This is a genomic window from Galbibacter sp. PAP.153 (genome assembly GCF_037029175.1).
Classification (GTDB): Bacteria; Bacteroidota; Bacteroidia; order Flavobacteriales; family Flavobacteriaceae; genus Galbibacter; species Galbibacter pacificus.
The window spans coordinates 24,760-50,666 of the sequence record NZ_JAZEUN010000020.1; the positions used below are offsets into that span (position 1 = coordinate 24,760).

Annotated in this window: 20 protein-coding genes; 6 read left to right on the top strand and 14 right to left on the bottom strand. The window is 38.4% G+C overall.

All coding sequences use genetic code 11. From position 1 onward, the window contains the following. Nucleotides 1-163: 163 nt before the first annotated feature. Nucleotides 164-2,371 (bottom strand): bifunctional alpha,alpha-trehalose-phosphate synthase (UDP-forming)/trehalose-phosphatase, encoded by a 2,208-nt coding sequence (locus UXI14_RS13280; RefSeq protein WP_335966549.1) that lies wholly within the window; start codon nucleotides 2,369-2,371, stop codon nucleotides 164-166. A gap of 206 nt (nucleotides 2,372-2,577) precedes the next feature. Here UXI14_RS13280 and UXI14_RS13285 point away from each other — a divergent pair, with 206 nt between their 5' ends. Further along, nucleotides 2,578-4,386 (top strand): glycoside hydrolase family 15 protein, encoded by a 1,809-nt coding sequence (locus UXI14_RS13285; protein WP_277900766.1) that lies wholly within the window; start codon nucleotides 2,578-2,580, stop codon nucleotides 4,384-4,386. Nucleotides 4,387-4,389: 3 nt separating this feature from the next. Here UXI14_RS13285 and agaR read toward each other — a convergent pair whose 3' ends face one another. The 7 genes from agaR to UXI14_RS13320 all read right to left on the bottom strand — a co-directional run bounded on the left by agaR (nucleotide 4,390) and on the right by UXI14_RS13320 (nucleotide 11,586). Beyond that, a complete protein-coding gene (gene agaR, locus UXI14_RS13290) occupies nucleotides 4,390-5,160 on the bottom strand; it encodes a transcriptional repressor AgaR (protein ID WP_277900767.1) in 771 nt (256 codons plus the stop codon). A 121-nt stretch (nucleotides 5,161-5,281) separates the two neighbouring features. Continuing rightward, the gene (locus UXI14_RS13295; protein ID WP_335966550.1) at nucleotides 5,282-6,718 is read right to left on the bottom strand and encodes a Gfo/Idh/MocA family oxidoreductase; all 1,437 of its coding nucleotides are present in this window, start codon (nucleotides 6,716-6,718) and stop codon (nucleotides 5,282-5,284) included. A 19-nt stretch (nucleotides 6,719-6,737) separates the two neighbouring features. Then, on the bottom strand, nucleotides 6,738-7,745 hold the full coding sequence (locus UXI14_RS13300) for an amidohydrolase family protein (RefSeq protein WP_335966551.1): 1,008 nt from the start codon (nucleotides 7,743-7,745) through the stop codon (nucleotides 6,738-6,740). Further along, entirely contained in the window at nucleotides 7,726-8,568 is an 843-nt protein-coding gene (locus UXI14_RS13305) for a class II fructose-bisphosphate aldolase (RefSeq protein WP_335966552.1), read from the bottom strand. The genes UXI14_RS13300 and UXI14_RS13305 overlap by 20 nt, the downstream gene beginning before the upstream one ends. Before the next feature lie 6 nt (nucleotides 8,569-8,574). Then, on the bottom strand, nucleotides 8,575-9,519 hold the full coding sequence (locus tag UXI14_RS13310; protein WP_335966553.1) for a carbohydrate kinase family protein: 945 nt from the start codon (nucleotides 9,517-9,519) through the stop codon (nucleotides 8,575-8,577). Next, nucleotides 9,509-10,444, bottom strand: a complete 936-nt coding sequence (locus tag UXI14_RS13315; protein ID WP_335966554.1) for a PfkB family carbohydrate kinase — start codon at nucleotides 10,442-10,444, stop codon at nucleotides 9,509-9,511. The genes UXI14_RS13310 and UXI14_RS13315 overlap by 11 nt, the downstream gene beginning before the upstream one ends. Next, nucleotides 10,441-11,586 carry an SIS domain-containing protein gene (locus UXI14_RS13320; RefSeq protein ID WP_335966555.1) on the bottom strand — a complete coding sequence of 382 codons (1,146 nt, stop codon included), beginning with the start codon at nucleotides 11,584-11,586 and terminating at the stop codon, nucleotides 10,441-10,443. The genes UXI14_RS13315 and UXI14_RS13320 overlap by 4 nt, the downstream gene beginning before the upstream one ends. A gap of 401 nt (nucleotides 11,587-11,987) precedes the next feature. Between UXI14_RS13320 and UXI14_RS13325 the strand changes: the two genes are divergently transcribed. The 3 genes from UXI14_RS13325 (at nucleotide 11,988) to UXI14_RS13335 (ending at nucleotide 18,475) form a co-directional block, all read left to right on the top strand. Beyond that, entirely contained in the window at nucleotides 11,988-14,909 is a 2,922-nt protein-coding gene (locus UXI14_RS13325; protein ID WP_335966556.1) for a TonB-dependent receptor, read from the top strand. Nucleotides 14,910-14,927: 18 nt separating this feature from the next. Further along, entirely contained in the window at nucleotides 14,928-16,577 is a 1,650-nt protein-coding gene (locus UXI14_RS13330) for a RagB/SusD family nutrient uptake outer membrane protein (RefSeq protein WP_335966557.1), read from the top strand. Nucleotides 16,578-16,696: 119 nt separating this feature from the next. Further along, nucleotides 16,697-18,475 carry a DUF3472 domain-containing protein gene (locus UXI14_RS13335; RefSeq protein ID WP_335966558.1) on the top strand — a complete coding sequence of 593 codons (1,779 nt, stop codon included), beginning with the start codon at nucleotides 16,697-16,699 and terminating at the stop codon, nucleotides 18,473-18,475. 127 nt (nucleotides 18,476-18,602) lie between these two features. Here UXI14_RS13335 and UXI14_RS13340 read toward each other — a convergent pair whose 3' ends face one another. From UXI14_RS13340 to lysA, 6 genes are all read right to left on the bottom strand, one after another. Continuing rightward, the gene (locus tag UXI14_RS13340; RefSeq protein WP_335966559.1) at nucleotides 18,603-19,043 is read right to left on the bottom strand and encodes a VOC family protein; all 441 of its coding nucleotides are present in this window, start codon (nucleotides 19,041-19,043) and stop codon (nucleotides 18,603-18,605) included. Nucleotides 19,044-19,196: 153 nt separating this feature from the next. After that, nucleotides 19,197-19,778: an NUDIX domain-containing protein gene (locus UXI14_RS13345; protein WP_335966560.1), complete on the bottom strand. Its 582-nt coding sequence runs from the start codon at nucleotides 19,776-19,778 to the stop codon at nucleotides 19,197-19,199. A 26-nt stretch (nucleotides 19,779-19,804) separates the two neighbouring features. Then, nucleotides 19,805-20,260: a VOC family protein gene (locus UXI14_RS13350; protein ID WP_335966561.1), complete on the bottom strand. Its 456-nt coding sequence runs from the start codon at nucleotides 20,258-20,260 to the stop codon at nucleotides 19,805-19,807. A gap of 20 nt (nucleotides 20,261-20,280) precedes the next feature. After that, nucleotides 20,281-21,423 (bottom strand): serine hydrolase, encoded by a 1,143-nt coding sequence (locus tag UXI14_RS13355; protein WP_335966562.1) that lies wholly within the window; start codon nucleotides 21,421-21,423, stop codon nucleotides 20,281-20,283. A 14-nt stretch (nucleotides 21,424-21,437) separates the two neighbouring features. Further along, the gene (locus UXI14_RS13360) at nucleotides 21,438-21,956 is read right to left on the bottom strand and encodes a DUF255 domain-containing protein (protein WP_335966563.1); all 519 of its coding nucleotides are present in this window, start codon (nucleotides 21,954-21,956) and stop codon (nucleotides 21,438-21,440) included. A 235-nt stretch (nucleotides 21,957-22,191) separates the two neighbouring features. Then, nucleotides 22,192-23,433, bottom strand: coding sequence for a diaminopimelate decarboxylase (gene lysA, locus UXI14_RS13365; RefSeq protein ID WP_277900782.1), 1,242 nt, complete (start codon nucleotides 23,431-23,433; stop codon nucleotides 22,192-22,194). Nucleotides 23,434-23,663: 230 nt separating this feature from the next. Between lysA and UXI14_RS13370 the strand changes: the two genes are divergently transcribed. After that, nucleotides 23,664-24,299, top strand: a complete 636-nt coding sequence (locus UXI14_RS13370) for an LON peptidase substrate-binding domain-containing protein (protein WP_335966564.1) — start codon at nucleotides 23,664-23,666, stop codon at nucleotides 24,297-24,299. 194 nt (nucleotides 24,300-24,493) lie between these two features. Beyond that, nucleotides 24,494-25,687 carry an ADP-forming succinate--CoA ligase subunit beta gene (sucC, locus tag UXI14_RS13375; RefSeq protein WP_335966565.1) on the top strand — a complete coding sequence of 398 codons (1,194 nt, stop codon included), beginning with the start codon at nucleotides 24,494-24,496 and terminating at the stop codon, nucleotides 25,685-25,687. Nucleotides 25,688-25,907 lie beyond the last annotated feature (220 nt).

Here is a 25,907-nt window from a genome sequence, read left to right on the forward strand (position 1 = left end):
AAACAAAGTTGGATGTCCTGCCAGGTTGGTATTAGTTTTGGTTTTGACTACTAAATTAAAAAAAGAAACCGCCAAAAGAGTAAAAAATCTTTCAGTCACCTTAAATTATCGATGAATTCTCCTTTTTTGGCTTTATTTCTACATTAATCAGGGCAACTATTTGTTAATCAATAAATTTTGTAAGTAGTTTTCTAACCTCGTTTGTGTCTTTTACGTAGTATTTTGCCTTGGTCTTTTTAAACCCGACTTTAATAGTGTAAGCATTTTCGGGCACTTCTTCAAACATATATTCATCGGTCCAATCATCTCCAATGGTAAAGATAAAATCGTAATTTTTTAAAGATAAAAGTCTGGAAGCGGCCCGGCCTTTGTTAACACTGCTACTTTTAATTTCAATAACCTTGTTTCCTTTAAGCACGGTAAGGTCGTTATTGGAAATTAAGCTTGTAAGGACGGTATTGAGCTCCATGGTTCTAATTTGTGCCAGTTCGGGGTCGGCTTTGCGATAATGCCAGGCAAGCGAGTATTTTTTTTCTTCAATAAATGTTCCGGGCGTCCTGTCTACAAAGGTTTCCAGAATGGGGCGGATGTTCTCCATCCAATCGTTTTTTAGGCGCTCCAATGCTTCCCAGTCTTTATTACGCTTTTTAAGCCAAACGCCATGGTCGGTTATTAGGGAATATTCTTTATTGCCAAACCACTTTTCAAAAGTTTCCTTGTCGCGGCCACTAATAATAACCATATCGGTATTGGGCTGGTTATTTAAGGCATCTAATAATTGAAAGAGCTCCATATCCGGATTTGCATTTTGCGGGTTGTCCTGAAAGCCGGAAAGTGTTCCGTCGTAATCCAGTAAAATCAAACTGCTTTTAGATTTTTTGTAGTCTTCAATCATTTGGTTTGTAAGCTTAGTGTCAAGTTTTTCAGAAACAATGACCTGCCCGAGATTTTTGGTGGCGTCGAGCGATTTCATAAACTCGTGTGCCCATTTTTCAACACTGTACCGCTCCAGTCTTTTTTGAAGGATGGTATTTCTGGCAATTTGTTCCTCTACGGGCATTTCCAGAGCCTGTTTAATGGCATCTGCAATTTGTTCGAAGTTATTGGGGTTTATCATCAGGGCTTCGTTCATTTCTTTGGAGGCCCCGGCCATTTCGCTTAAAATAAGTACGCCGTCTTTTTTGGTACGTGTGGCCACATATTCTTTGGCGACTAAGTTCATACCGTCCCTTACGGGGGTAATCAAGGCAACATCGGCAGAAGTGTAAAGGTCTATTAAGTTGTTAAAGGGCATCGAACGGTAAAAGTACCAAATGGGCGTCCAGCTTACCGTGGCAAATTGCCCGTTTATCCTGCCTACAAGTTCGTCGGTTTCTTTTTTTAGTAATTGGTATTGGGGAACGTTCGACCGGGAAGGGACCGAAAGCATAATGAGGCGTACCTTTTCCTTGAACTCGGGATATTTGTTTAAAAAATATTCGAATGCGCGAATCCTGTTTGGAATTCCTTTGGTGTAATCCAACCTATCAATTGATAGTATGAGCTTGGTATCTACAGAAGATTGAATATGGTCGTCCAGCCTTTTTTGTAATTCCGAACGTTCCTTTACGTTCATTTTAGTATGAGAAACGGAAGCCTGATGAAACTTTTTATAGTCTATCCCCATCGGGAAGGAATCTACTTTTACAATCCTATCATGGTAAACTACCTCGTTAAACTTAACGTCGAGCCTTAAAATACGCTTAATGGAACTTAAAAAATGGCGCTCGTAATCATATGTATGAAAGCCAATAAGATCGGCTCCCAACATACCGGTCAGTAATTCTTCCCTCCACGGGAAAGTCCTGAATATTTCATAAGAGGGGAAAGGGATGTGCAAAAAGAAGCCAATAGAGGTATCCGGCTTTTTTTCTTTTATAAGCTGTGGCAGCAATAATAATTGATAATCGTGTACCCAAACATTGTCTCCATCTTCCAGATTTTCTAAAACTACTTCGGCAAATTTTTGGTTAACGGCCTTGTACGACTCCCAAAAGTCCTTTTCAAATTCGGTATATTCCATAAAGTAGTGGAACAACGGCCATAAGGTACGGTTGCTAAAGCCGTAATAAAAGTTATCTATATCGCATTGAGTCAGGTTTACGGCGGCACAATTTTCCTTGGCAACGGCAGTATCCACTTTTTTAGAGAGGGATTCGTCGAGTTCTTCTTCGGTAAGACCGGACCAGCCAATCCAAATACCGTCTCCTTCCTTATGTACAGATTTCATTCCGGTGGCCAATCCGCCAACGCTTGGAGTGATTTCCAGTTTATTTTCATTAAGTTTTACTTGTAAAGGCAATCGGTTGGAAACAATAATTGTTTTGCTCATAATTTAATTAAAGGTTTTCTATTTCTAAAGGGTCAATTTTTTAAGTATAATAAAGAAAAAAACATAAAAAAACCGCCATGTTTTTTAAGAATTCTAAAACAGACAATTTTATTGCTTTCATTTATTACATTGATCTTGGTTAACAAATAAGATTTTCGTTAATTTAAGGAATTATTAGGTTTTAAACGTTATAAAAAATATAATTAATGGATAATCTGGAATACGGAATCATAGGAAATTGCAGAAGTGCTGCATTAATTTCTAAAACGGGATCTATAGATTGGTGCTGTTTGCCCGAGTTTGATTCTACTTCTGTATTCGCCAAGATATTGGATGACGAAATTGGGGGAAATTTCGGGTTTGAGGTAGACGAATCATATACAATAAGCCAAGAATATTATAAAAATACAAATGTATTGGTTACCACGTTTTCAAATGGAAAAGATACTTTTCTTATTTGGGATTTTATGCCCCGTTATTACGATGAAGAAGGCGGGTATAATTCGCCACCGGATGTTATTAGGTATGTAGAACACAAAAGCGGAAGACCAAAATTTAAAATAGATTATAACCCAAGGCTGGAATATGCAGTAGGAGTTACAAATACCTATGTGAAAGACGAGTTTATTGTTAGCCTGACGGATAAGGAGAAGTTTGATACGCTTTTTCTCTATACCAATTTTGATAAGGAAAAGGTCGTGGCAGGTGAAGAAATAGAAATAATTGAAGATGGTTACTTTTTGGTAGGGTACAACGAAAAGATATTTGTGCCAACCATCAACAAAGCCTTTCTGGAACTATCAAGAACAAAGGTGTATTGGCTGAACTGGGCAGACAGGACACCATCTTATAAAAAATACAACGACATTATTGCCAGAAGCGCTCTAACGTTGAAGATGCTTAGTTACGACAAGTCCGGGGCAGTGCTGGCGGCCGCAACTACTTCTTTGCCCGAAACCATAGGTGAAGTAAGGAATTGGGATTACCGGTTTTGTTGGATCCGTGATGCCTCCATGGTAATAAAAGTGGTTTCTGAACTTGGGCACAAAAATATGGCGAAACGTTATTTGCAGTTCATAATTGACTTAATTCCCGACAAGGATGAAAAACTCCAGATTATGTACGGAATCAATAAGGAAAAACTGCTAATTGAAGAAACGCTGGACCACCTGAGCGGATACCAAAACTCCAAACCCGTCCGTATAGGGAATGCCGCTTACGAACAGCGCCAAAACGATATTTACGGGATTTTAATGGATGTTATTTACGAACAGTTCATGAAATTCAGTACCCAAATAGAAAACAGTGAAGGCTTATGGACCATTACCAAAGGAATTGTTTGGGTAGTAAACAAGCACTGGCGCGAACCCGACAAGGGTATTTGGGAATTTAGGACCGAAGAAAGGCATTTTACTTTTTCCAAAGTATTGTGTTGGGTAGCCATAGACAGGGCTTTGCGAGTGGCAAAAATGCTTAATAAAACAAGGAAAATAGAGAAATGGGCTGCTTTGGAACAGGAAATCAGAGACGATATACACCAATATGCGTGGAATGAAGAAGTGCAGGCATTTACACAATCATATGGCTCCAACGATATGGATGCTTCCGTACTGTTAATGGAAACTTATGGCTTTATAGATGCGCGGGATCCAAAATATGTGAGCACGGTAAAAGTTATCGAGAAAGAATTAAGCAACGATGGCCTGCTATATAGGTACAAAAATAAAGACGATTTTGGCTTGCCATCTTCGTCGTTTACCATATGTACCTTTTGGTTTATCAATGCCCTTAATAAAATAGGAGAACACAAAAAGGCGGTAGCCCAGTTTGAGCAATTATTATCGTATAGCAACCATTTAGGGCTGTTTAGCGAAGATATAGATTTTAAAACAAAAAGGTTGCTGGGGAATTTTCCGCAGGCATATTCTCATTTGGCATTAATAGAAACGGCAATAAATCTTTCTAATTACATAACAGAGGAGGAGCAGATTATGGGGAATGTAAGGCAGGATTAAAAATTACCCCTGATTTTTGGCAATGATTACTTCTACATTGTTCTTTTCGAGCATTTCGAGGGAAGCTTTTTCAATTTTATCATCTGTTATGAGTTTGTCTATTTTTTCAAAATTGCAGATAAATGCAAACCCGGACCTTTTAAACTTGGAAGAATCGGCCACAACAATAACCTCTTCGGCTATATCGATCATTATCTGGTTAAGGTATGCTTCTTCCATATAATGTGTAAAAACACCTATATTTGGTTTAATGCCGTCTACACCTAAAAAAAGTTTGTTGCAATAAAGTTGTTTAAAGTTTCTTTCGGCCATGGGGCCTACCAAAGACATGGAAAATTCTTTTAAATAACCGCCGGGCATAAAGACTTCCAGGTTTTTGTATTGTGCCAGGTTGTTTACAATATCCAGGGCATTACTTATAACCGTGAGCCTTTTAAACTCACTTAAATTATTTGAAACCTCAAAAGTAGTGGTCCCCGAATCTAAAATAATGCTGTCGTCTTCGGTAATCAAAGAAGCAGCTTCCCGGCCTATATTTCGTTTTATGTCGAGATTTATCTGTTTTTTTTCGGTTACCGTAAGTGCCAGGTTGTTTGTTTTAAAGGCGCCGCCGTGAGCTCTTATCAGTAAATTGTTTTTTTCCAGTTTATCCAGATCGTTTCGTATGGTAACTTCGCTAACCCCTAATAGTTCGCTTAATTCATTAACGTTCACCTGGCCTGTTTCGTCCAATTTCTTTAGAATTAATGACCTACGTTGCGCAGTTTTTTTCATACAAATAGATGTGTTTTTATTTATAAAATAAGAAAAAAAAACTTTTACTTTTAGTAAAGAGTTTGTATTTCAATACCAAAAGTAAAAGTAATAATTATATTTAAAATGAAATAAATAGGGTTTATTTATTATTTAAAATCACATTGGTAGTACCGCCACCAGCTAAGGTAATATCTACGGGGGCATTGGTTTTCCAGCTTCCAATGGTAAAGTCGGGAACATCTATGGACTGTGATCTGTTGGCTACGGATTTTTCACTCAGCGGTGCAATGGAGCTCCATAAGGCAGCATCATATACATTCTGGTCCAATGCAAGTCCATTTCTCAAACAGTCTATTAATCGCCAGTCCATAATAAAGTCCATACCGCCATGACCACCAACTTGCTTTGCAAGGTCGCCTACTTTTTTTACTATTTCCGGCGTGTATTGAGTTTCAATTTCTTTCATTTCTTCCTCGTTCATCCAGCTATGCCCTTTGGCGATACGTGCCGGCGAAGGCCATTTTCTTGCCATTCCCTTAGAGCCGCTAACCAAATGAATCCTTGAATAAGGCCTTGGAGAGCTTACATCATGCTGAATCATGATACTACGCCCTTTTTTTGTTTTTACCAGTGTGGTATTCATGTTCCCTCTAAATTGAACATCGGTATATTCTTGGTAAAAATTGTCTTCTTTGGCTAATTCTACAGCTTTTTGGTGCATGTTAAAGTCGTTACTGGAAAGCGATGTTAGGTAGTCCATTTGGTCCCCACGGTTAATGTCCATAATCTGGCAGATGGGTCCCAAACCATGTGTTGGATAAAGATTTCCGTTACGTTTTGCATTTTCTTTTAGCCTCCACATACTTTCATACCCGGTTTCTTTGTTAAAGTTGAGGGCTAATAAGTTATGAATATAAGCTCCTTCGCCATGAATGATTTCCCCAAAAAAGCCTTGTCTGGCCATATTTAAGGTAAGCAGCTCAAAAAAGTCGTAGCAACAGTTTTCCAGCATCATGCAGTGCTTTTTGGTTTTTTCTGATGTTTCAACCAATTGCCAACATTCGTCAATGGTCTTTGCGGCAGGCACTTCAACCGCTACGTGTTTCCCAGCTTCCATGGCATAAACGGCCATAGGGGTATGCCATTCCCATGGAGTGGCGATATAAATTAGGTCGATATCGTCACGGTCGCACATTTTTTTCCATTCGTTATCATCTCCAACATAGGTATCTGGACTGTGTTTGGTACCTGCTAATATTTTTTGTGCATTATCCACTTGTTTTTGGCGGATATCGCACAGGCCTTTTATTTCAACGCCATCTATGTAGCTCATGCGCTGCACGGCATGTGGACCTCTCATTCCGAGTCCGATAAAGCCAATACGGACCGTTTCTATTTTTGGTGCCCTGTAACCGGACATATTGAATATTTGCTTGTTGTTTTGGGCAGATGCCAATGTAGCAGCTACAGAGTTTTTTTCAGATTTTGTTTCGCAAGCTGCCAAAGCGCTTCCGCTTGCCAAACCCAAACCGGCAAGGGAACCCAGTTTTAAGAAATTTCGTCTATTATCATTCATAATTGTTTGATTTTTTGAGTTAATTAATTTTTATATGTTCAAAGGGACCGTATGTTTTAATGGCATTTTTATAAAATATTTTTTCTAATACGGCAACAGGTAATTCAAGCCCCTGAAAAGCGCCTTTAAATTCTGGAGCCTCCAACGTTTTGTTAGTGGCAAAAAAATCCCAATGGGCTTTCCATAGACGTTCAAACTTACGGGCTATTTCTTTTTCTGTTATTTGTCCATCATCAATAACATCGGTTCCATAAATAATCCGGTCTTGATATTTAATAAAGAAATCCCTTACTTTTTCATGGTTTTCCCTTGCTTGTAGTTGAATATGGCATATCCTTTCTGCCAGATCTGTCATGGTATTTGGGAATGTGTCGAGCCGTTTTGCCACTTCGTCAATACTCCATTCCATGCTGAAAAGATGCAGGCCGACGTATTTGAGATTGGGAAATTTCTTTAAGATATTGTCACGGGCTTTCATTTGTTCTTCATAGGAAGGATATTCGGGCAATAGGTGCATATGGTATTCGGGATGCTGTGAAAAATAATCCCTGTCGGAATCTACTGTCATTTCTTCCAATGGTAGCCAGCAATTTCTCGGTTCTCCCTGGTGGCCAATTAACAAAATGTCATTATCGACCAAATATTGGTATATGGTATTGAACCTTTCGTCGTCCAGCAAAACAAAATTTCCGTCAAGATCTTTTATAACCGGATCCATGCCAATATTTTTCCAGATTTTCACCCCTACGGCGCCATTTTCAATTCCCTTTTTAATTTGTGCCAAAGCGTGGGGCAACCACCTTTCGGTATTCCAGTATTGTGTATCGAAACTGGTAATAAACTTAGTGCTTCCGGGATATTTGTCCAAAAGGTCATGAATCACTTGCTCTTGGTCTTTTAGTTTTTCAAAAAAAGGAATATCGGTATTAATGGACAAAAAGGAAACACCGTATTTCTTGGCCAATTCCATTTTTGCTTCCGATCGGGTGTTTAAATGTACATGTGCATCAATGAACTGCGGTAGCATTGCTTTGGTTTTTTATCATTAATAATTTGGTTTTAACCAACTCGGTTACTTGCAAAGTAGCTTTCGGGAATACTTTTCTTAAGTCGATTTCTTCATTATTGGACAATTCATTTTGAAGTGTCTTCATAAATATGTTCTTAATCTCGGTGGCTAAATTAACCTTGCATATTCCATTAGAAATAGCCATTTGTACCTGTTTGTGGGGTACTCCCGAACTTCCATGCAAAACAAGAGTGGCATTGGTAACCTTTGCAATATTTTTCAAAAGGTCAATATCCAGGTTGGGTTCTTCTTTATAAAATCCATGGGCCGTACCAATGGCTACCGCCAAGGCATCAACCCCGGTGGCGTCTACAAAAGCTTTGGCTTCTTCGGGTTGTGTAAAACCTTGTTTTCCGTGAGATTGCCCCAATTTTGCTACATAACCTAGCTCAGCCTCGACATGTGCGCCGTACTTTTGGGCACGTTTTACGACCTCCTGTGTAATTTTTATGTTTTCTTCAAAAGGTAATTCGCTTCCGTCGATCATTACGGAGTCAAATCCAGCATCCAGGCATTTTTGCGCAAGTTCAACAGAGGCTCCATGGTCTAGGTGTATCCAGCCTTCTACATTAAACTGTTCCAAACCGGCTCTGCCTAATTTTACGGCCGTTTCCAACCCCATATAATCAATGGAGCTTTGCGTAAGTTGTAATATAATAGGTTCGTTTAATGCTGATGCTGCTTTTAATACACCATGCAAAGTTTCCAGGTTATAATAATTTGTGGCCAATAAGCCTCTTTTTTGCTTGGTGAATTCGTTTAATTTGTTTTTTAGGTTCATGATGATTTAAATTTCAGCATTAAATAATTTTATCGCGTCTTCAATAACGTTCTTTTTATCGCTAAAGGCAGTTGTTCCCCCAGCGGCGGTTGTATTTAAGGCACCGGTGAGATTTCCAAATTTTAAACAGGTTTCAATAGGCTGTTTTTCTATGTATTTTTTAATAAAGCCCGCGTTAAAAGAATCTCCGGCACCTATGGAATCTACATAATTCGGATTGGCATAGGGGAGTGCCTGATATGTTTCTCCGTTATGGAATGCCATACTTCCTTTGTCACCCATTTTTATAACAATGGTGTTTGCGTATGGCATAATTTCTTCAATACCGTTATTTACAGTTGTTGTTTTTGTCAAGGCAAGCAACTCGGCTTCATTTGGCATGAAAACATCTACGTGTGGCAGGCATTCCTTATAGTTGAAATCCCATTTGTTTTCCGGGTCCCACTGTAAATCCAAAGAAGTGCTTAAGCCACATGCCTTGGCCTTTTTAAATATGGCCGTTATATCTTTCCTGATACCTTTCTGAATAAAGAAATTTGATAAATGAAAATGTTTAAATTGATGCAGATCATCCCAAGGAATATCTTGTATTTGAAGCATTTCCATTGCGCCACAATATGTTATATTGGCACGGTCCTGGCCATAGTTCATTACTACTGTAATTCCCGATTTTTGTTTGCCGGTACGGTTGATGAATACTGTGTTTACGTGCTTTTTTTGAAGCGCGTTAAGGATAAAGTCACCAAAATCGTCTTTCCCAATGATGCCACAAAAAGACGTGTTTATCCCGATAGCCGAAGCATTGGCCGCCATAATTGCCGAAGAACTCCCAAGAGTAACGTTCATATTTTCAGCAATAATTTCGGTGCCTATTTTTGGGAATCCTTCAATTTTATTCAAAATCAGGTCTACATTTAACTCCCCAACAACAAGTAAATCTTTATTCGGCATAATCGTTAACATTTATGGGTTGTACGTTTGTTTTGGGCAATAGGTTTTCTACATCTTTCCGTTTTAAAATCCCCAAATCTTCGTTTAAACAATTGGCCGCGCCACATGCCACGCCGTATTTGGCTATCATATCGGGAGAAAGATTGTTATGTACGGCATAGGCAATCCCGGCCGTTAGGCAATCGCCGGCACCAACAGTGCTAATTACATTTGTAATGTTTGCATTTGCGTGGAGCAGTTGCCCTTTGTAATACAGCCATAGCCCTTCTTTTCCTTTGGTAATAGCAATAAGTTTGACACGCGGACTCAATTTACTTATAATAGTTTCAATGGCATTGGTGTTGAACAAAGAAATGGCTTCGTCTTCATTTAAATGAATACCAAAAAAGGATTGCTGTAAGCATTGCTCCAACTGCTTCCCGGAGCAATCTACAATTACTTTCCGGCCTAATTTATTGGCAATTTCAATGAGCTCGCCATAGGCATTTTCGGGAGCGCCTTTTGGCCATGAGCCCGAGATGCATATCAATTCGTGTTTGCTTATTTCGTGAGTGTATTCCTGTTTAAAACGCTCCCAATATTCAGGAGTGAATTCCGGCCCGGGTTCCAATAATTCGGTATTGTTGAATTTTGGATCGTTAGACCTGAAGGTGTAGCATTTTCTATTTTGCCCTTGTATTTCTATTCCGCAGGTACGTATACCTTTTAGGTTGCATTCTCTTTTTATCCACATGCCGGAACTGCCGGCCCAATTCCCCATAAGTGCGGTTGGTTGGTTGAGCTCTCGTAATGCCATTGCTATATGCGTAGCTTTGCCCCCGGGATATTCCTTTAACCATGAAATTCTGTTAGCATGCCTTGGGTTTAGGGAGTCTAGCCAAGCATAAGTATCGATGGATGGATTTGGACAAACGCTTAATATCATTTTTTTGTTCTTTTATATATGTTTACACCTTGAACAACCCGGTTAATAGCACCGGAGATTGAAGGATTATCAGGGTTAAGCCCTAGCTCCAGACATTTATACAGCCCTAATAATTGCCCAACCAAGGTTGTGGGCACAACTTGTAGTGGGTTGTTTAAATCAACATCGACATTCATCCTTTTAGCATTGCTTGTAATAAAGCCAGAATCTCCTCCGATCATTAAGGAATTAATTTTTCTGGTATCCTTGGCAATGTCTTCCGCAAGGTCTTTTTCGTATTTAAAAGTATGCCCATCGTTAGAAAACAAATAAACAACCAATGTATTCGCGTTTACCACCGCCCTTGGACCGTGCCTAAAGCCCAAAAAAGAATCGTGTTTGCATATCACCTGTCCATCGGTTAATTCCTGTAGTTTTAAGTGGCATTCCCTGGCAATGCCCAGCATTTCTCCAGAACCAAGAAAAACGACCCTTTCAAAATCTTTTTTTGCAATTTCCCGAAACAAAGCCTGTTCGTTTAAAATTTGATTTGCTTCTTTGCATATGGCATCGACATTTGCTTTTTTGTTTTCAATAGTTTCAATATTCGAGATTAAAATGGCGGTGAGCAGCATTGTAGTAAAACTACTGGTCATGGCCAGGCTTTTGTCGTTGGTCTCTTCCGGTAGAACAATGCTTAAGCACGGACTGGAGGTTCTTGCCGAATAATTGGCCAATTCCCCGCTTTTATTACAAGTAATAATAAGGTGGGAAAGATTGTTGCAATATTCGTCGGCAAGTACAACGGTTTCAATGCTTTCAGGGCTATTTCCAGACCTGGCAAACGAAATTAAAAGGGTTGGTATGTCTTTTATAAAAAAAGAACCAGGATGGGTTACCAGATCTGTGGTTGCTATAGATTGCGTAATCCTATTTGTGTTTTTTTGAATGATTCCCTGAGCCGTTTCACCTATAAAAGCCGAAGACCCGGCTCCCGATAAAATAATTCGTAGATTTTGATGGGCCAATATAGGGGAAAGAAAACGCTTAATGTTTTCTTTTTCTTTTATCAACATATTATAAGTTTCATTCCATAGCCTTGGCTGGGCCGTTATCTCCCTCTCGGTGTGCAGGTTAACCTTCTTGGTTGTTTTTATACTCATGCTCATTATATTGTTTACTGGTACTGCTGGTATTTTTTTTAGGATTTAGGTGTTGTAATCCTTTAGACAAAGTAAAACAAATAAATCGAAAATAAAAAATCTTTCAATATCTTTTTAATTTAAATAAAATATATGCTTATTTAGTATTTAAATTAACATTTTTCTTTAAATCCGTTCTATCACTGCTCTTTTGGTATCTGTATATGTGTAATTAATAATAAAACGAAAGATAAAATTCTTTAAATATTTGTTAAATAAAAATATATTGTTAATTTAGCAATGTATACGAAAGTTTTTTAATTGTAATTTCTTTTGTTTATAGAATTTATGTTAAACTAATTAGCGATTCGAAAAATCAATCTTTTAAACTAATTAATGCTCAACCAAATTAATTTAATCTTATGAAGAAAATCTTATTTACATTAGTTGCATTTTTTTGTTTGATGCTTTCTTATGGACAAGAAAAGCATGTAACGGGAACTGTAACTGATTCTGAAACCGGAATGCCAATACCCGGGGCAAACGTAATGGTGAAAAATACCACAAAAGGTGTGGTTACAGATTTCGACGGGAATTACGCGATTGACGTAAATGCCAATGCAACACTTGTTTTTACTTACATAGGTTATAAGGAACAAGAAGCAGCAGTTGGTTCGCAATCGGTAGTAGATGTTACCATGACCGTTTCTGCATCTGAACTTGATGAAGTGGTTGTTGTGGCCTACGGAACCCAGACCAAAGAAGAGGTTACTGCTGCAGTGGCAACCGTAAGCGGCAAAGAACTTACGGATGTTACTACCCCGGATGTGTCTACAATGCTGCAAGGTAAAGTAGCTGGGGTTCAAGTTGTTCAAAGTTCAGGACAGCCGGGTTCGGTACCTGATGTTCGTATTCGGGGAATTTCATCCATAGATGGAAGAGTTAGCCCGTTATGGGTAGTAGATGGTGTGATTATGCACGGGACCCCAAATTTAAACCCGAATGAAATAGAATCCATATCGGTGCTTAAGGATGCTTCGGCAACTTCATTGTACGGCTCGCGCGGGGCAAATGGGGTTGTGGTGGTGACTACAAAACGGGCAAAGAGCGGAAGGAGCGAAATTACGCTTTCTACAAGAACGGGTTTTTCTAATTTTAATCACGGAAACTTTGAGGTGATGAATTCTCAACAGATGTATGGTTATTATCAAGCATTTGGAGACAGTTTTAATAAAGAGGACAATCCGTGGTTTAATGAAGAATTATTACAGCGGGATTATAATTGGTTGGATAACGGTACTCAAACAGGAGTGGTCCAAGATCATAATATAGTTTTCACTTCGGGTTCAGAGAAGTCAAATACATACATTTCTCTGGGGTATTACGACGAGACGGGAACCATAAAAGGGTACGATTTTGATAAGTTAAGCTTTCGTATTAACCAAGACCTCAATTTTGGGGATAGACTTAAGATTTCTCCTAAAATAGGGGTTAATTACAATACCGTAGAGAACCGGCAACATTCTTTATATGCCATGCAAACCTATATGCCGTGGGATTATCCTTATAACGATGAAGGAAATATTGTAAATCCTCAGGAAAATGGAGTGCCATGGATTGGGAGGGACAAAAGTAACTATTTATACGACTTGCAATGGAATTATAGCAATTCTCAAGAGTTGAATTTGCTTGCTAATTTCGATTTTGAGTTTAAAATTACCGACCGTTTAAAATTTATTTCTACAAATGGTTACACGCTTTACAGATACGATAGTAAATCATATACAGATCCGGCTTCCAATAGTGGTCTGGCAGATGATGGTAGGTTGTATCAATATACTTCTAGGAGGATTACCAGATTTACCAACCAAATGTTAAAGTATGCGAACCTATGGGGGAAGCATAATTTTACGGCTTTGGCAGCATATGAATATAACGATTATGTATACGACGATTTTTCTGCAACGGGAGCAGGAATAGTCTCCGGAACAGAAATATTAAACAATGCCGCTAATCCAAAGGATATAGGAGGGCTTAAAAATGATTATGCTTTGCAATCCTTTCTATTCAATACCAATTATGACTATGATGACAGGTATATGGTGCAGTTGTCCATTCGTCGTGATGGGGCATCCAATTTTGGTTCCAATAATCAGTACGGGACATTTTATTCGGCGAGCGCGGGTTGGAATATTCATAATGAAGATTTCTTTAACATAGAGGCCATAAACGAACTTAAATTAAGAGGGAGTTATGGCGCCGTAGGGAATAGGCCTAGTTCGTTATATCCTCAATACGATTTGTATAGCTTAAGCAATACATACAATGGAGTTCCGGTAACAACACCTTCTCAATTGGGTAACGAGGATGTTGGCTGGGAAAAATCATATCAAACTAACCTAGGATTGGATATTAGTTTTTTAAACCGCATAGGGCTAACTTTTGATTATTATAGCAAAGATACTTCGGATTTACTGTATTATGTTTCAATTCCAGATGTCACAGGATACAGTGGCTATTGGGAGAATATAGGGGGTGTTAAGAATTCTGGTTTTGAAATTTTCTTGGATGCAGACATTATAAGTACTGAAGACTTTTTGTGGTCTTTTAACTTTAATATTGGTATCAATAGAAACGAAATTACTGAATTATATGAAGGAGAACCAATAATAAGGGGAAACAAAAGGTTGAACGTTGGTCAAGATATTAATACCTGGTTCATGCGTAAATGGGCTGGTGTAGATCCTGAAAATGGAGATCCGCTTTGGGAAGTGGTAAACGAAGAAACCGGAGAGATTACAACCACAAATAACTGGAATGAAGCTTCACAACAGGAGGTAGGGACATCTACGCCAGATTATTATGGTGGGTTTGGTACTGCTTTTACCTATAAAGGAATATCCCTTTCTGCAAACTTTGCTTTTTCCAATGATAATTTAATATACAATTACAGCAGGGAGTTATATGATGCCGATGGTGCATATCCAACGTACAACCAACAAGTCCTCGATAATGGATGGAGCAGATGGCAGGAGCCGGGAGACCAAGCAACGCACCCCAGACCTGTGTATGGCGGGAATAACTTATCCAATAAAACATCATCTAGATATTTGGAAGATGGTAGCTACTTAAGAATGCGTAATATCCGCTTGGGGTATACGTTTTCACCCGATTGGATACATACCATTGGAATGAGCAATTTAAATATCTATTTATCTGGAGATAATCTTTGGACAATTACCGATTATTCAGGGATGGATCCAGAAGTTGGGGTCGATGGAACCAATGATACTAGATATCCGGTTTCCAAGAGATTGACCATAGGTTTAACAGCATCTTTCTAATATACAAAAACTAAGAAAATGAAAAAAATATTATATACCATATTGGTAGCGGCAAGTATTACCGCGTGCGATCTGGATAAGTTTCCGTATGATTCTGTAGCTTCTGATGAACTATTTGAAAGTGAAGGAGGATTGGTCGCTGCAACAGGGGGTTCTTATTCATTGCTAAAAGGAGACGCAGATGGAAATGGATTTTCGCCTCAATTACATAGAATTACAGAATATCCCGGGGACAATGTTTCCTTAAGCGGGACAACTACCGACCCTTTGTTTTATAGCTATAATTACAATAATATAACCACTAGCGGAAGGGTTAACAATATTTGGAGTGCCGGTTACAAGGCCATTGTAGGGTGTAACAAAGTTATTGAACTGGCTGTGGAAGGGGAAACACCCGAAGCGGACCAATTAATAGGGGAAAATTATTATTTAAGGGCATACACATATTTTCAGCTAGTAAATGTCTTCGGGAGACCATACAACCAAGGGACATCCAACTTGGGCGTACCGCTAAAATTGTCTTCCGATATTAATGATGTTCCAGACAGGAATACGGTAGGAGAGGTGTATGAGCAAGTAGTTGCCGATCTCTTAAAAGCCGAAAGTTTAATGTCCATAAATAAAACAAATGCCTATGCAACCAAAGAAGCGGCACAAGCACTGTTGTCAAGAGTGTATTTGTATATGGGACAGAACGATAAAGCAATAGCGTATGCAGATAAGGTAATTGGTTCCGGTAGATTCTCATTGGTTCCAAATGCTGAATTAGGCAAATATTTTCAAAAGACACCAGAAGATAATACCGAAACTATTTTTTGCTTCCGTTATGTAGAAGAATCCGATTATAACAATGGCTGGTATACAGTCGGGTCTCTTTATGCCAATATACAAGGATCGGGCTGGGGAGAGATGTACGCTTCAAGCTCGTATTTAAATTTAATTAATGAACATCCTGAAGATGCCCGTAAAGAATTTATTGAGCCTCAATTTGAAGAAGATGAAGAAGGGAACATGATTCCCGCAGTATATTGGATTAACGACAATTATGTATATCAATTCAGAAGAACTTTTGAAGAAGGCGGCAAAACCTATTTCACGCAAGATGATGTTGATTATGAAGTAATGAGCGAAGCGCAAGGTGGAGATACTGCATATTATTTTACCAATCCTTCTAATGAAAAAATATACGTTACCAAAGGGTACGATATGTATAAAAGAAACGGCTTTCCAAAATTCTACATATTAAAAACATCTCTGCAAGAAGGCGTACCTCATTTATGGTCGCCCGTGGTTTCTCGTTTGGCAGAAATGTATTTAAATAAAGCAGAGGCTTATGCTAAAATGAATAACGAAAGTGCAGCTTTGGAAAATGTAAATATAATTCGAGAGCGGGCAGGGATCCCAACTTATGGAAGTGCTTCCGATTTCCCTGAAGGAAAAGATCTTCTGGATGTTGTTTTAGATGAAAGAAGATTGGAACTGGCCTATGAAGGACACCGTAAATTCGATGTTTTTAGAAATAACAAGGTGATGGATAGAAGATATCCGGGAACACATTTAACAGGAAGCAATCCTTATTACGAAATTCAACCAACCGACAATAGGATTATTGAGTATATTCCTGAAAATCAAATAAATGCACAGCCAACATTGATTCAAAATGATTAACCAAATTTAATATAATGAGGGTGGCTAAAAAGGGTTTTGAGCAAATTATATTTCGACACGCTCAGTACGGCAGTATTATTTTGCACTTTTTAGGCACCTTCGTTTTAAAAACCAACATTATGAAAACCAACAAAATGCAAAGCTTTTTTTACCTTTTTATTAGCCTAACAACCTTGTGGGCATGTCACGATGATGATAAAATTATAGACGTTATCGATGATGAAGATTTAACGCTTGCCATTACCATTCCACCCGGGGGAAATAGTTGGGCGGTAGACGATATAACTAAAAATGAAACCTTAATTTCAGATCAAGGAATTCATAATTGGACAAGTCTTGATACAAAAATCAGGACTTATTTTAAAGTAAATGCCACGGGCGAACTTCATGTTGGATTGAATGCCAAAGCTCCAGAAGGCACATCCACAATTAAGGTAACTGTAGGTAATATCACTAAAGAAGTGGTGTTGGATAGCACAGACTATTCTCTAGTAAACGTAGGGATATTCAATATTACAACGCCGGGCTATCATTTTATCGAAATTCAAGGGAAAAGCAAAGCAGGAACGTATATAGGAGATATTAACGACATACAAATTGGTGGGGCCGCTACAGCTAGTGGCGTAACTTATGTAGAAGACGATTTTTATTGGGGTAGGCGGGGCCCTTCTGTACATTTAACCTATACCACTCCAGAAGATAAGGATATTCTATGGTTTTACAACGAAGTTACGGTCCCTGAAGGAGAAGATGTTGTGGGGTCTTATTTTATGGCCAACGGTTTTGCCGAAGGATATTTTGGGATGCAAGTAAATTCGGAATCAGAAAGAAGGGTTTTGTTCTCTGTTTGGAGCCCATACGATACACAGAACCCCGATGAAATTCCCGAGGATTATAAAATTATTCTTTTAGGGAAAGGAGAAGGCGTGCATACAGGCGAATTTGGAAATGAAGGTTCTGGCGGACAGAGCTATAAAATTTTTAATTGGAAAGCCGGAAATACCTATAAATTTTTATTAAAAGGAGAACCATCCGTAAATAATTCTACAGACTATACCGCTTATTTTTTCGATCCAGAAACCAATCAGTGGAATCTAATAGCAAGTTTTAGAAGGCCGTACACGAGTACATATTTAAAAAGACCGCATTCTTTTTTAGAAAATTTTGTTACCAGCACTGGCTTTATGGAGCGAATGGGGCAGTATGGAAATCAATGGATTTACGACACCAATGGAAATTGGACCGAACTTACCGAAGCAAAATTTACTGCTGATGCAACGGCCAGAAAAGGAGCAAGATTTGATTATGCCGGTGGTGCTGAAGAAAATTCCTTTTTTATGAAAAATTGTGGCTTTTTTAGTGAAAATACTACCATTGATAGTTTTCATACCCGCAACGCCAATGGAACGGCACCATCGATAGATTTTTCTACACTTGAAGAGCCTTCCATTCTAGAGGCTCCCGATTATTTGGATAAAACAAACTGGGAGGTAATCAATTTTACTTCGCAGGCAGAAAGTGGAGAAGGCACCAATGGACTGGCTTCTCTTGTGCTGGACAATGACTACGCAACATATTGGCATTCTTGTTGGTCTGGGTGCAGCCAGGACTATACATATCCGCATAGTTTAACTATTGACACTAAAGAGGAACAAGCAGTAAACGGATTCCTGTTTGTGCAACGTAACGGGTCAAGGAAAGTACAGGATATTGAAATTCAGGTAAGCAATGATAATGTTGACTGGAAAAGCCTGGGGACATTTAACCTGGCCAATACTTCATCTCCTCAAAATATAGGTTTAAGTCAAACAGAAACATTTAGATATTTTAAAATAATCGCAATAGCTGCCATTGATGGGCAACAATTTGCTGCCATTGCAGAATTGGGCGCTTATTAATCTTAATTAGATTGTTATAACAAAGTCAGAATAATCTAGCTCAGGCTATTAAAATAAATCCTTTAAATTTTGTTTTTTAGTTAGTTTGTGTACACCATCATGAAATTTTCATGATGGTGTTTTGTTTTTATTGTTCAACAATGTGTTCTGGATTAAAACTTACCATCCAATTGATATCGAATTTATCTACGCACATTCCAAAATAATCTCCCCAGAACACGTTTTCTATGGGCATGGTAACTTGGCCTCCTTTGGCAAGACCGTTGAACAATTTATCGGCTTCTTCCTTGCTTTTCACCCTAATGGAAATGGCGATATTGTTTCCTGTGGTTAATTTAGGTGCCCAATCGCCGCTATCGCTCCCCATCAGCAATGTTCCGTTGCCAAGGGGCAAACAGATATGCATAATTTTCTGCTTTTGGCTGTCGGTTAGTTCAAAGCCTTCTTCAGCAGGCATTTCTTCAAACCTTCCCAAGTAACTAAATTCGCCCCCAAATATTTTTTTGTAATGGTTGAAGGCTTCTTCACAATTCCCTTTAAATGTTAAATACGGATTAATTACTGCCATGACATAAAGTTTTTAAATGATTAATTACAGTGACTTTTACTCGCTAAGTGAGATTTAAGATGCTCCGAAGCTTGAGTCGAAATGTTATATATTTTTTCACTTAATGCCCCGTGTGCTCGCACCGAGGTGGTTTACTATTTAATGGGGGGATTTTTATTCCATGAGTTTATGAACTAGCGCATATTGTATGAGCATAACTGTTTTGGCATCTTTTATCTTTCCGGTAGAAATCATTTCCAGGGCATTTTTAAAGGAAATCTCAAAAACCTCAATGTTCTCATGCTCGCTTTCAAGTCCGCCGCCTTCATGGGCTTTCATTCTTTCATCATATTCGGCAATAAACAGCGAAAGCATTTCTGTAACGGCCCCGGGAGACATGTAGGTTTCCAGAACCTTTGTGGCATTTTTTATTTTATATCCGGTTTCTTCGTCGGTTTCCCTGATAATGGAAGTCACGGCATCTTCATTTTCAATAATTCCGGCAGGGATCTCTATCATCATTCCGCTAGGGTTGCCATTTAGGTATGTTGGCATTCTAAATTGCCGTGTTAAAATAATTGTTTTTTTATTTCGGTTGTACAGTAATATGCCTGCCCCGTTTCCACGGTCGTAAACTTCCCTGTTTATGTTTTCCCATTGGCCGTCGTTGTTGAGAAAATTAAACTCTATTTTCTTTAGTGTATACCAATTATCGGATAAAACGGTTTCTTTAATTATTTCTACGTGTTTTTCCATATTTTCAAGCGGCATCCCAATAAAAGCTAATTTTCGTTTACTTCAATCCAATATCCATTGGGGTCCTTTAAATATATTTGTCTTACGCCGTCGGCCCTGCTGTTTGTTTTATTGGGTTCGCCCGGCCAGTTTTCAAAATAAATATTGTTTGCCCTAAGGTGTTCTATAAATTTGTCCAGGTTCTTTGTGTGTATGGCAAAATGCACACCTTTAACGTCGGGAACGGTATGGCTTTTGTCTTCTATTACATGGAGCGAGGTGTTACCTCCCATGGAAAACCAGCGTATGTGTGGTTTTTGTGTTTTGTTTTCAATTTCTTCGAGCCCCATTATATTTAAATAGAAATTGGAGCTTTCCGTAAGGTCTTTTACCAAAATTGCATGGTGGTCAAAAGCCAAACCAAAGCTTTGGGCGTTTGTTTTTGTGGTCATAAAAAATAATATTGTAATGAGTAGGAGCAGGGGGGTGGTTGTTTTTTTCATTTTAAAATATGTTTTGGCGGTTATTTTTTTAAATTTTGATATACTTCCCGGCCTAATTCGGCCAAAAAGGGTATTCCAACGGTATCGTATTCATAATTCCCGTCGTTGTATATTTTGTTTTTGTTTACACTAATGGTTGCCGTGATTATAAATTCTACGTTGTTCTTGGTGTCTTGTATATATGCACAATCGGTTAGGTAACCATAGGCATAGCCAACTTTGTTGTATATTTTTATGTTTTCCGGGATATTTTCCTTGATGTCTCCAATGATATAAAACTTGCCATAACTGTCGTAATATTCAACAGGGTCGTAACCATGTTCTCTTGGTAGGCTGGACATGGATTTTAATACAAAATTATAGTCCGATTCGTTTAATTGAAAAAGTTCTTCTTCCTTAAAGCTATCGGGAAAAATAATACGTTTCATTGTATTGTGCAAGGTAGAAACAGGCAGGTAGTTTTTAAGTGAAAAATCCATGGGTTCTGGTATAATACTGTCTCCTTCCACATAGCCTGCGCCTTTGTGCAGGCGTTGCAATTGTAATTCTTCAATGGGCAAATTGGTAGTGCCCTTTACTTCGGTAAGAACGGTGTCGTTTTCATAAAAAATCAAGGGTTTGGTCGTAAGCTCATAAGCGTTGTCTGTAGAGAGCCTATGGCTTATCCTTACAGGCGAAAGTCCTTTGCTTTTTAATGTGGTGTTAATGTAATCTTTGCCAAGGTATTCAAAAAGACGATTAAAGGCTTCATTGTCGCTTACAGCATATATTTTATTGATTTCATCTTCAAAAGTCGTCTCTAGGCTGTCACCTTCTACATAAAACTTGGTATTACGGTCAAAACGGTTGTCTTTTTCGAGTTTTTCCAAAGCCAATAGCGATATCGGGAATTTTACACTGCTGGCGGGGTAGAAGTAATTGTTATCGTCTACATGGTATGCATAATCGGTAAAAGTAACCTTATCGCTTGTCCTTTGTATGGTGCTTAACAGAATTTGAACTTCATAATAGTCCGTACTGTCGATTACATTTTTTATAAGGCTGTTTTTTGATGCAAGTACATGGTCTAAAAGGTTTGTCGGGTCTTTTTCTGAAGCACATGCCACAAGCAGAAAAAGGAGAAATATACTAATAGCTGTAAGCGAATTGTTATTGTATTTCATTCTCAAGACTTTGTTTATTTGCTTTTTTCTGGACTGTATTCTTGCCAGCTGGTGTCCTTGTAGATATCGTCTCCAAAATAACGGGCAATCTTTAAGAACCCATCGGCTTTTTGGTAGCCGGGAACAGGTGACAATATTTGTTGGTCGGGCGTTAAGAAAATAACCGTGGGGAAACTCATTTTTCCTTGGAGCAATGCTACGGCAAGCTCATGGTAGCCCCTATTTCCCTGCGGGATATATTTAAAGGTCTTGTCTTTATATACAATATCTTCTTTTTCTTCGGCATCCATTTTTACCATATAGAAATTTTGGGTCATATAGGCTGCAACATCGGGATGATTAAAGGTGTCCTTGTCCATTTTTTTACACCATCCGCACCAGTCGGTATAAATATCTACAAATATTTTTTTTGGGGTTTTGTCGGTGGCAGCCTTATTTACAGCTTCTGTCCAGGACATCCATTCAATTTCTTGGGCCTGCATGGCAAAGGCCAAAAGAAACATAACAACGACAAAAAATACATTTTTTTTCATTTTTAAAATTTTTAGTTCAGTAGCAATGATGGGGCTTTGGTTTTATATTGCAAATATAATTCCGTAAACCAAAAGTCAATGGTTCCGGAGCTGTTAATCCCGAAAATTCCCGATGGCCATCGGGATGAGACGGTCTTACATATTGAGTAAATATAGCAAAATATAGTTGTTTGTTGCACAACCATATAAAATAAAGAAGCCCGAAAATAAGTTTTTCGGGCCTTTTTTAGTGTTTTTAAGCTTCCTTGACGAGCTCTTTTTTTGTTAGCGAAGGAATATCGAGATCAACCAGATTGTTGGTTAAATCGCTAAACGTTTCCCTTTTTCTAATTAAATGCCCTTTTCCTTTGTGCCATAAAACTTCGGCAGGACGGAACCTGGAATTGTAGTTGCTCGCCATGGAAAAGCAGTAGGCGCCTGCATTTTTAAAGCAAAGGATATCGCCTTCGGATATTTCATTAATACGCCTGTTGCTGCCAAAAGTATCTGTTTCGCATATATATCCTACAATGGAATAAAAGCGTTCCTTGCCTTTTGGGTTCGAAATGTTGTAGATTTTGTGGTAAGAATTGTATAACATTGGCCTTATTAAATGATTAAAACCAGAATCTATACCGGCAAAAACAGTCGATGTAGTTTGTTTTACCACATTTACTTTGGCAAGAAAATATCCGGCCTCGCTTACCAAAAACTTACCGGGCTCGAAAGCCAGCGTAAGGTCTCTTCCAAATTCTTTGCAAAAGCTGTTAAAACGTTTGGTAAGTTTTTTGCCAAGCTCTTCCACATTGGTTTCTATGTCACCTTCTTTATATGGCACTTTAAACCCGCTGCCAAAATCTATAAATTCTAGGTCTTGGAAATTTTTGGCAGTTTCAAAAAGTATTTCTGAAGCATACAGAAAGACTTCAATATCCAAGATATCGCTTCCTGTATGCATATGGATGCCGTTTACTCGCATCCCAGTATTTTCAACAATTCTAAGAATATGCGGAATTTGGTGTATGCTAATACCGAATTTAGAATCGATATGACCTACCGAAATATTAGAATTTCCCCCGGCCATAACATGCGGGTTTATCCTGATGCATACCGGTATTTCAGGGTTTCTGGTACCAAATTGCTCCAGAATTGATAAATTGTCGATGTTAATCTGTACGCCCAATTTGGCAACTTCTTCAATCTCTTCTAGAGACACGCCGTTTGGGGTGAAGATAATATCTTCTGGCTTAAAACCAGCCATAAGGCCCAGTTGTACTTCTTGTATGGAAACGGTGTCCAGACCACTTCCAAGAGAATTCATAAGTTTAAGCACCGCAACATTTGATAGCGCTTTTACAGCATAATTTAACTTCAATTGCTTTACGTTTTTAAAAGCAGCAGTTAATCTGTTATACTGTGAAATGATTTTTTCCGAGTCGTATACATATACGGGGCTGCCAAACTCTTTGGCTACATTTAAAAGGTCGCTATGGTTCATACTACATTATAAATTAGAAGGCAAAATTATAAAAGTGCCCTTTTTATTGAAAATTATTAGCGTTAAACAACTAAATATAAAACATATTGTTATAATTATAACAATTTAGAAGACCTGTATAATCAAACAATGGCTCTATATTTTTTTGTAAATTTAAACAATAAGTTGATATTAAGGTAAATTATAATATCACGGAGAATTTTTATAAGAAGCGTTTTTAAAATATATTCATGAACAGGATCATTCCCTTATTTCCCTTACAACTTGTGGTTTTTCCGGATGAAGAGCTCCCCATTCATGTTTTTGAAGACCGCTATCTTCAGCTTATAAAAGATTGCAAGCGGGGAAAACTCAATTTTGGTATCCCGGTTTTTTTTGAAGGCAAGATCGAATTTGGTACAGAAATGATTATCAAAAAGATTGTCCGGACCTACGAAAACGGTGTAATGGACATTGTTTGCAAGGGAAAACGCGTGTTTAAAGTTGAAAAATTTTTCAATCCTATTCCCAATAAATTGTATGCGGGCGGTGAAGTAACCTTTATGCCCCGCAAAAACGATGGCACCCAACAGCAAAAACAAAAGGTAATAGACTTGATATATCAATTATACAACAGCATCGATGTAACGGTTGCCTCTATTGATATTGAAACGTTTAGCAGCTTTTCCTTTGCCCATAAAATTGGGATGAATATTGAAGATGAATACAAATTAATTCAGATTAAAAGTGAACACGCCCGGTTGCGCTACCTTGAAAAGCACCTTACCAAAGTCCTTCCCGTTTTAAAGCAGGTAAACAGGACCAAAGAGCTGATTCAAATGAACGGGCATTTTAAAAATCTGGATCCCTTGGATTTTAGCGGTTAACAATAAGTTTAAAAGATAAAGCGCTTAAAAATTTACTGCGGCGTTTTTTCATCTATATAAAAAGTCCATGTTCGCCTGCGTAACAATTTTATGTGTTTTTGTATGCATTGACTTCCAAAAAAATAATTCTAGATTGGGTTTATTAAACTCCATTTGTTACTTTTGTTCCGCTTTAAATTATACAACGTATCGTTATGAATTTACACGAATATCAAGGAAAAGAAATATTAGCAAGTTTTGGAGTACGCATTCAGCGAGGTATTGTAGCACAAAATGCTGCTGAAGCTGTTAATGCTGCAAAGCAATTAACCGAAGAAACCGGGACCGGTTGGCATGTTATAAAAGCCCAGGTTCATGCCGGTGGACGAGGAAAGGGCGGTGGTGTCAAGCTTGCTAAAAACCTTAAAGAAGTTGAAGAGCTGGCTGGAAATATCATCGGGATGAACTTGGTAACCCCACAAACATCAAAAGAGGGGAAAAAAGTACATCAGGTATTGGTGGCCGAAGACGTGTATTATCCAGGTGATAGCGAAACTTCAGAATTCTACATGTCGGTACTTTTGGATAGAAGCAAAGGAAAAAACATGATTATGTATTCTACCGAAGGTGGAATGGATATTGAAGAAGTGGCGGAAAAAACCCCTCACCTAATTTTTAACGAGGAAGTAGACCCCGCAACAGGATTGTTGCCTTTCCAGGCCAGAAGAATTGCTTTTAACCTTGGTTTGAGCGGTACTGCTTTTAAGGAAATGACAAAATTTGTAACTGCTCTCTACAAAGCATACGAATCTTCTGATTCTTCTTTATTTGAAATTAACCCGGTGTTAAAAACATCAGACGATAAAATAATGGCCGTTGATGCCAAGGTAACCATTGACGATAATGCATTGTACCGCCATAAGGATTATGCCGAAATGCGCGATTTACGCGAGGAAGATCCTATTGAAGTAGAGGCAAAGGCTGCCGGACTTAACTTTGTAAACCTTGACGGAAACGTAGGCTGCATGGTAAACGGTGCAGGATTGGCAATGGCAACCATGGATCTTATTAAAATGGCTGGCGGGGAACCAGCCAACTTCCTTGATGTTGGTGGAACTGCCGATGCAAAAAGAGTAGAAACGGCTTTCCGTATCATATTAAAAGATCCCAACGTAAAGGCCATTCTTGTTAATATTTTTGGAGGTATCGTGCGTTGCGACCGTGTTGCGCAAGGTATTGTAGATGCCTACAAAAACATGGGCGATGCTATTAAAGTGCCAATTATTGTGCGCTTGCAGGGAACCAATGCCGAAATAGCAAAAGATCTTATCGATAATTCCGGACTTGCAGTGCACTCGGCTATCGAGTTTAAAGAAGCTGCCGATAAAGTTCAGGAAGTTTTAAAATAATTAATTGTATTTATATTGAATTCTTAAGAGGCTGTCTAAAAAGCTGTAAATCCTGATGTCATGCTGAGCCTGTCGAAGCATAATTCGCTGAATGTCAACAAGTCTTCGACAATCTCAGACTGACAAAACAAGTTTAAATAGGGCTTTTTAGACAGCTACTTTTTGTTTTTATGATGTAAACTCATCTAAGTATATAGTTGCTATGTAAATTTAATGTTAG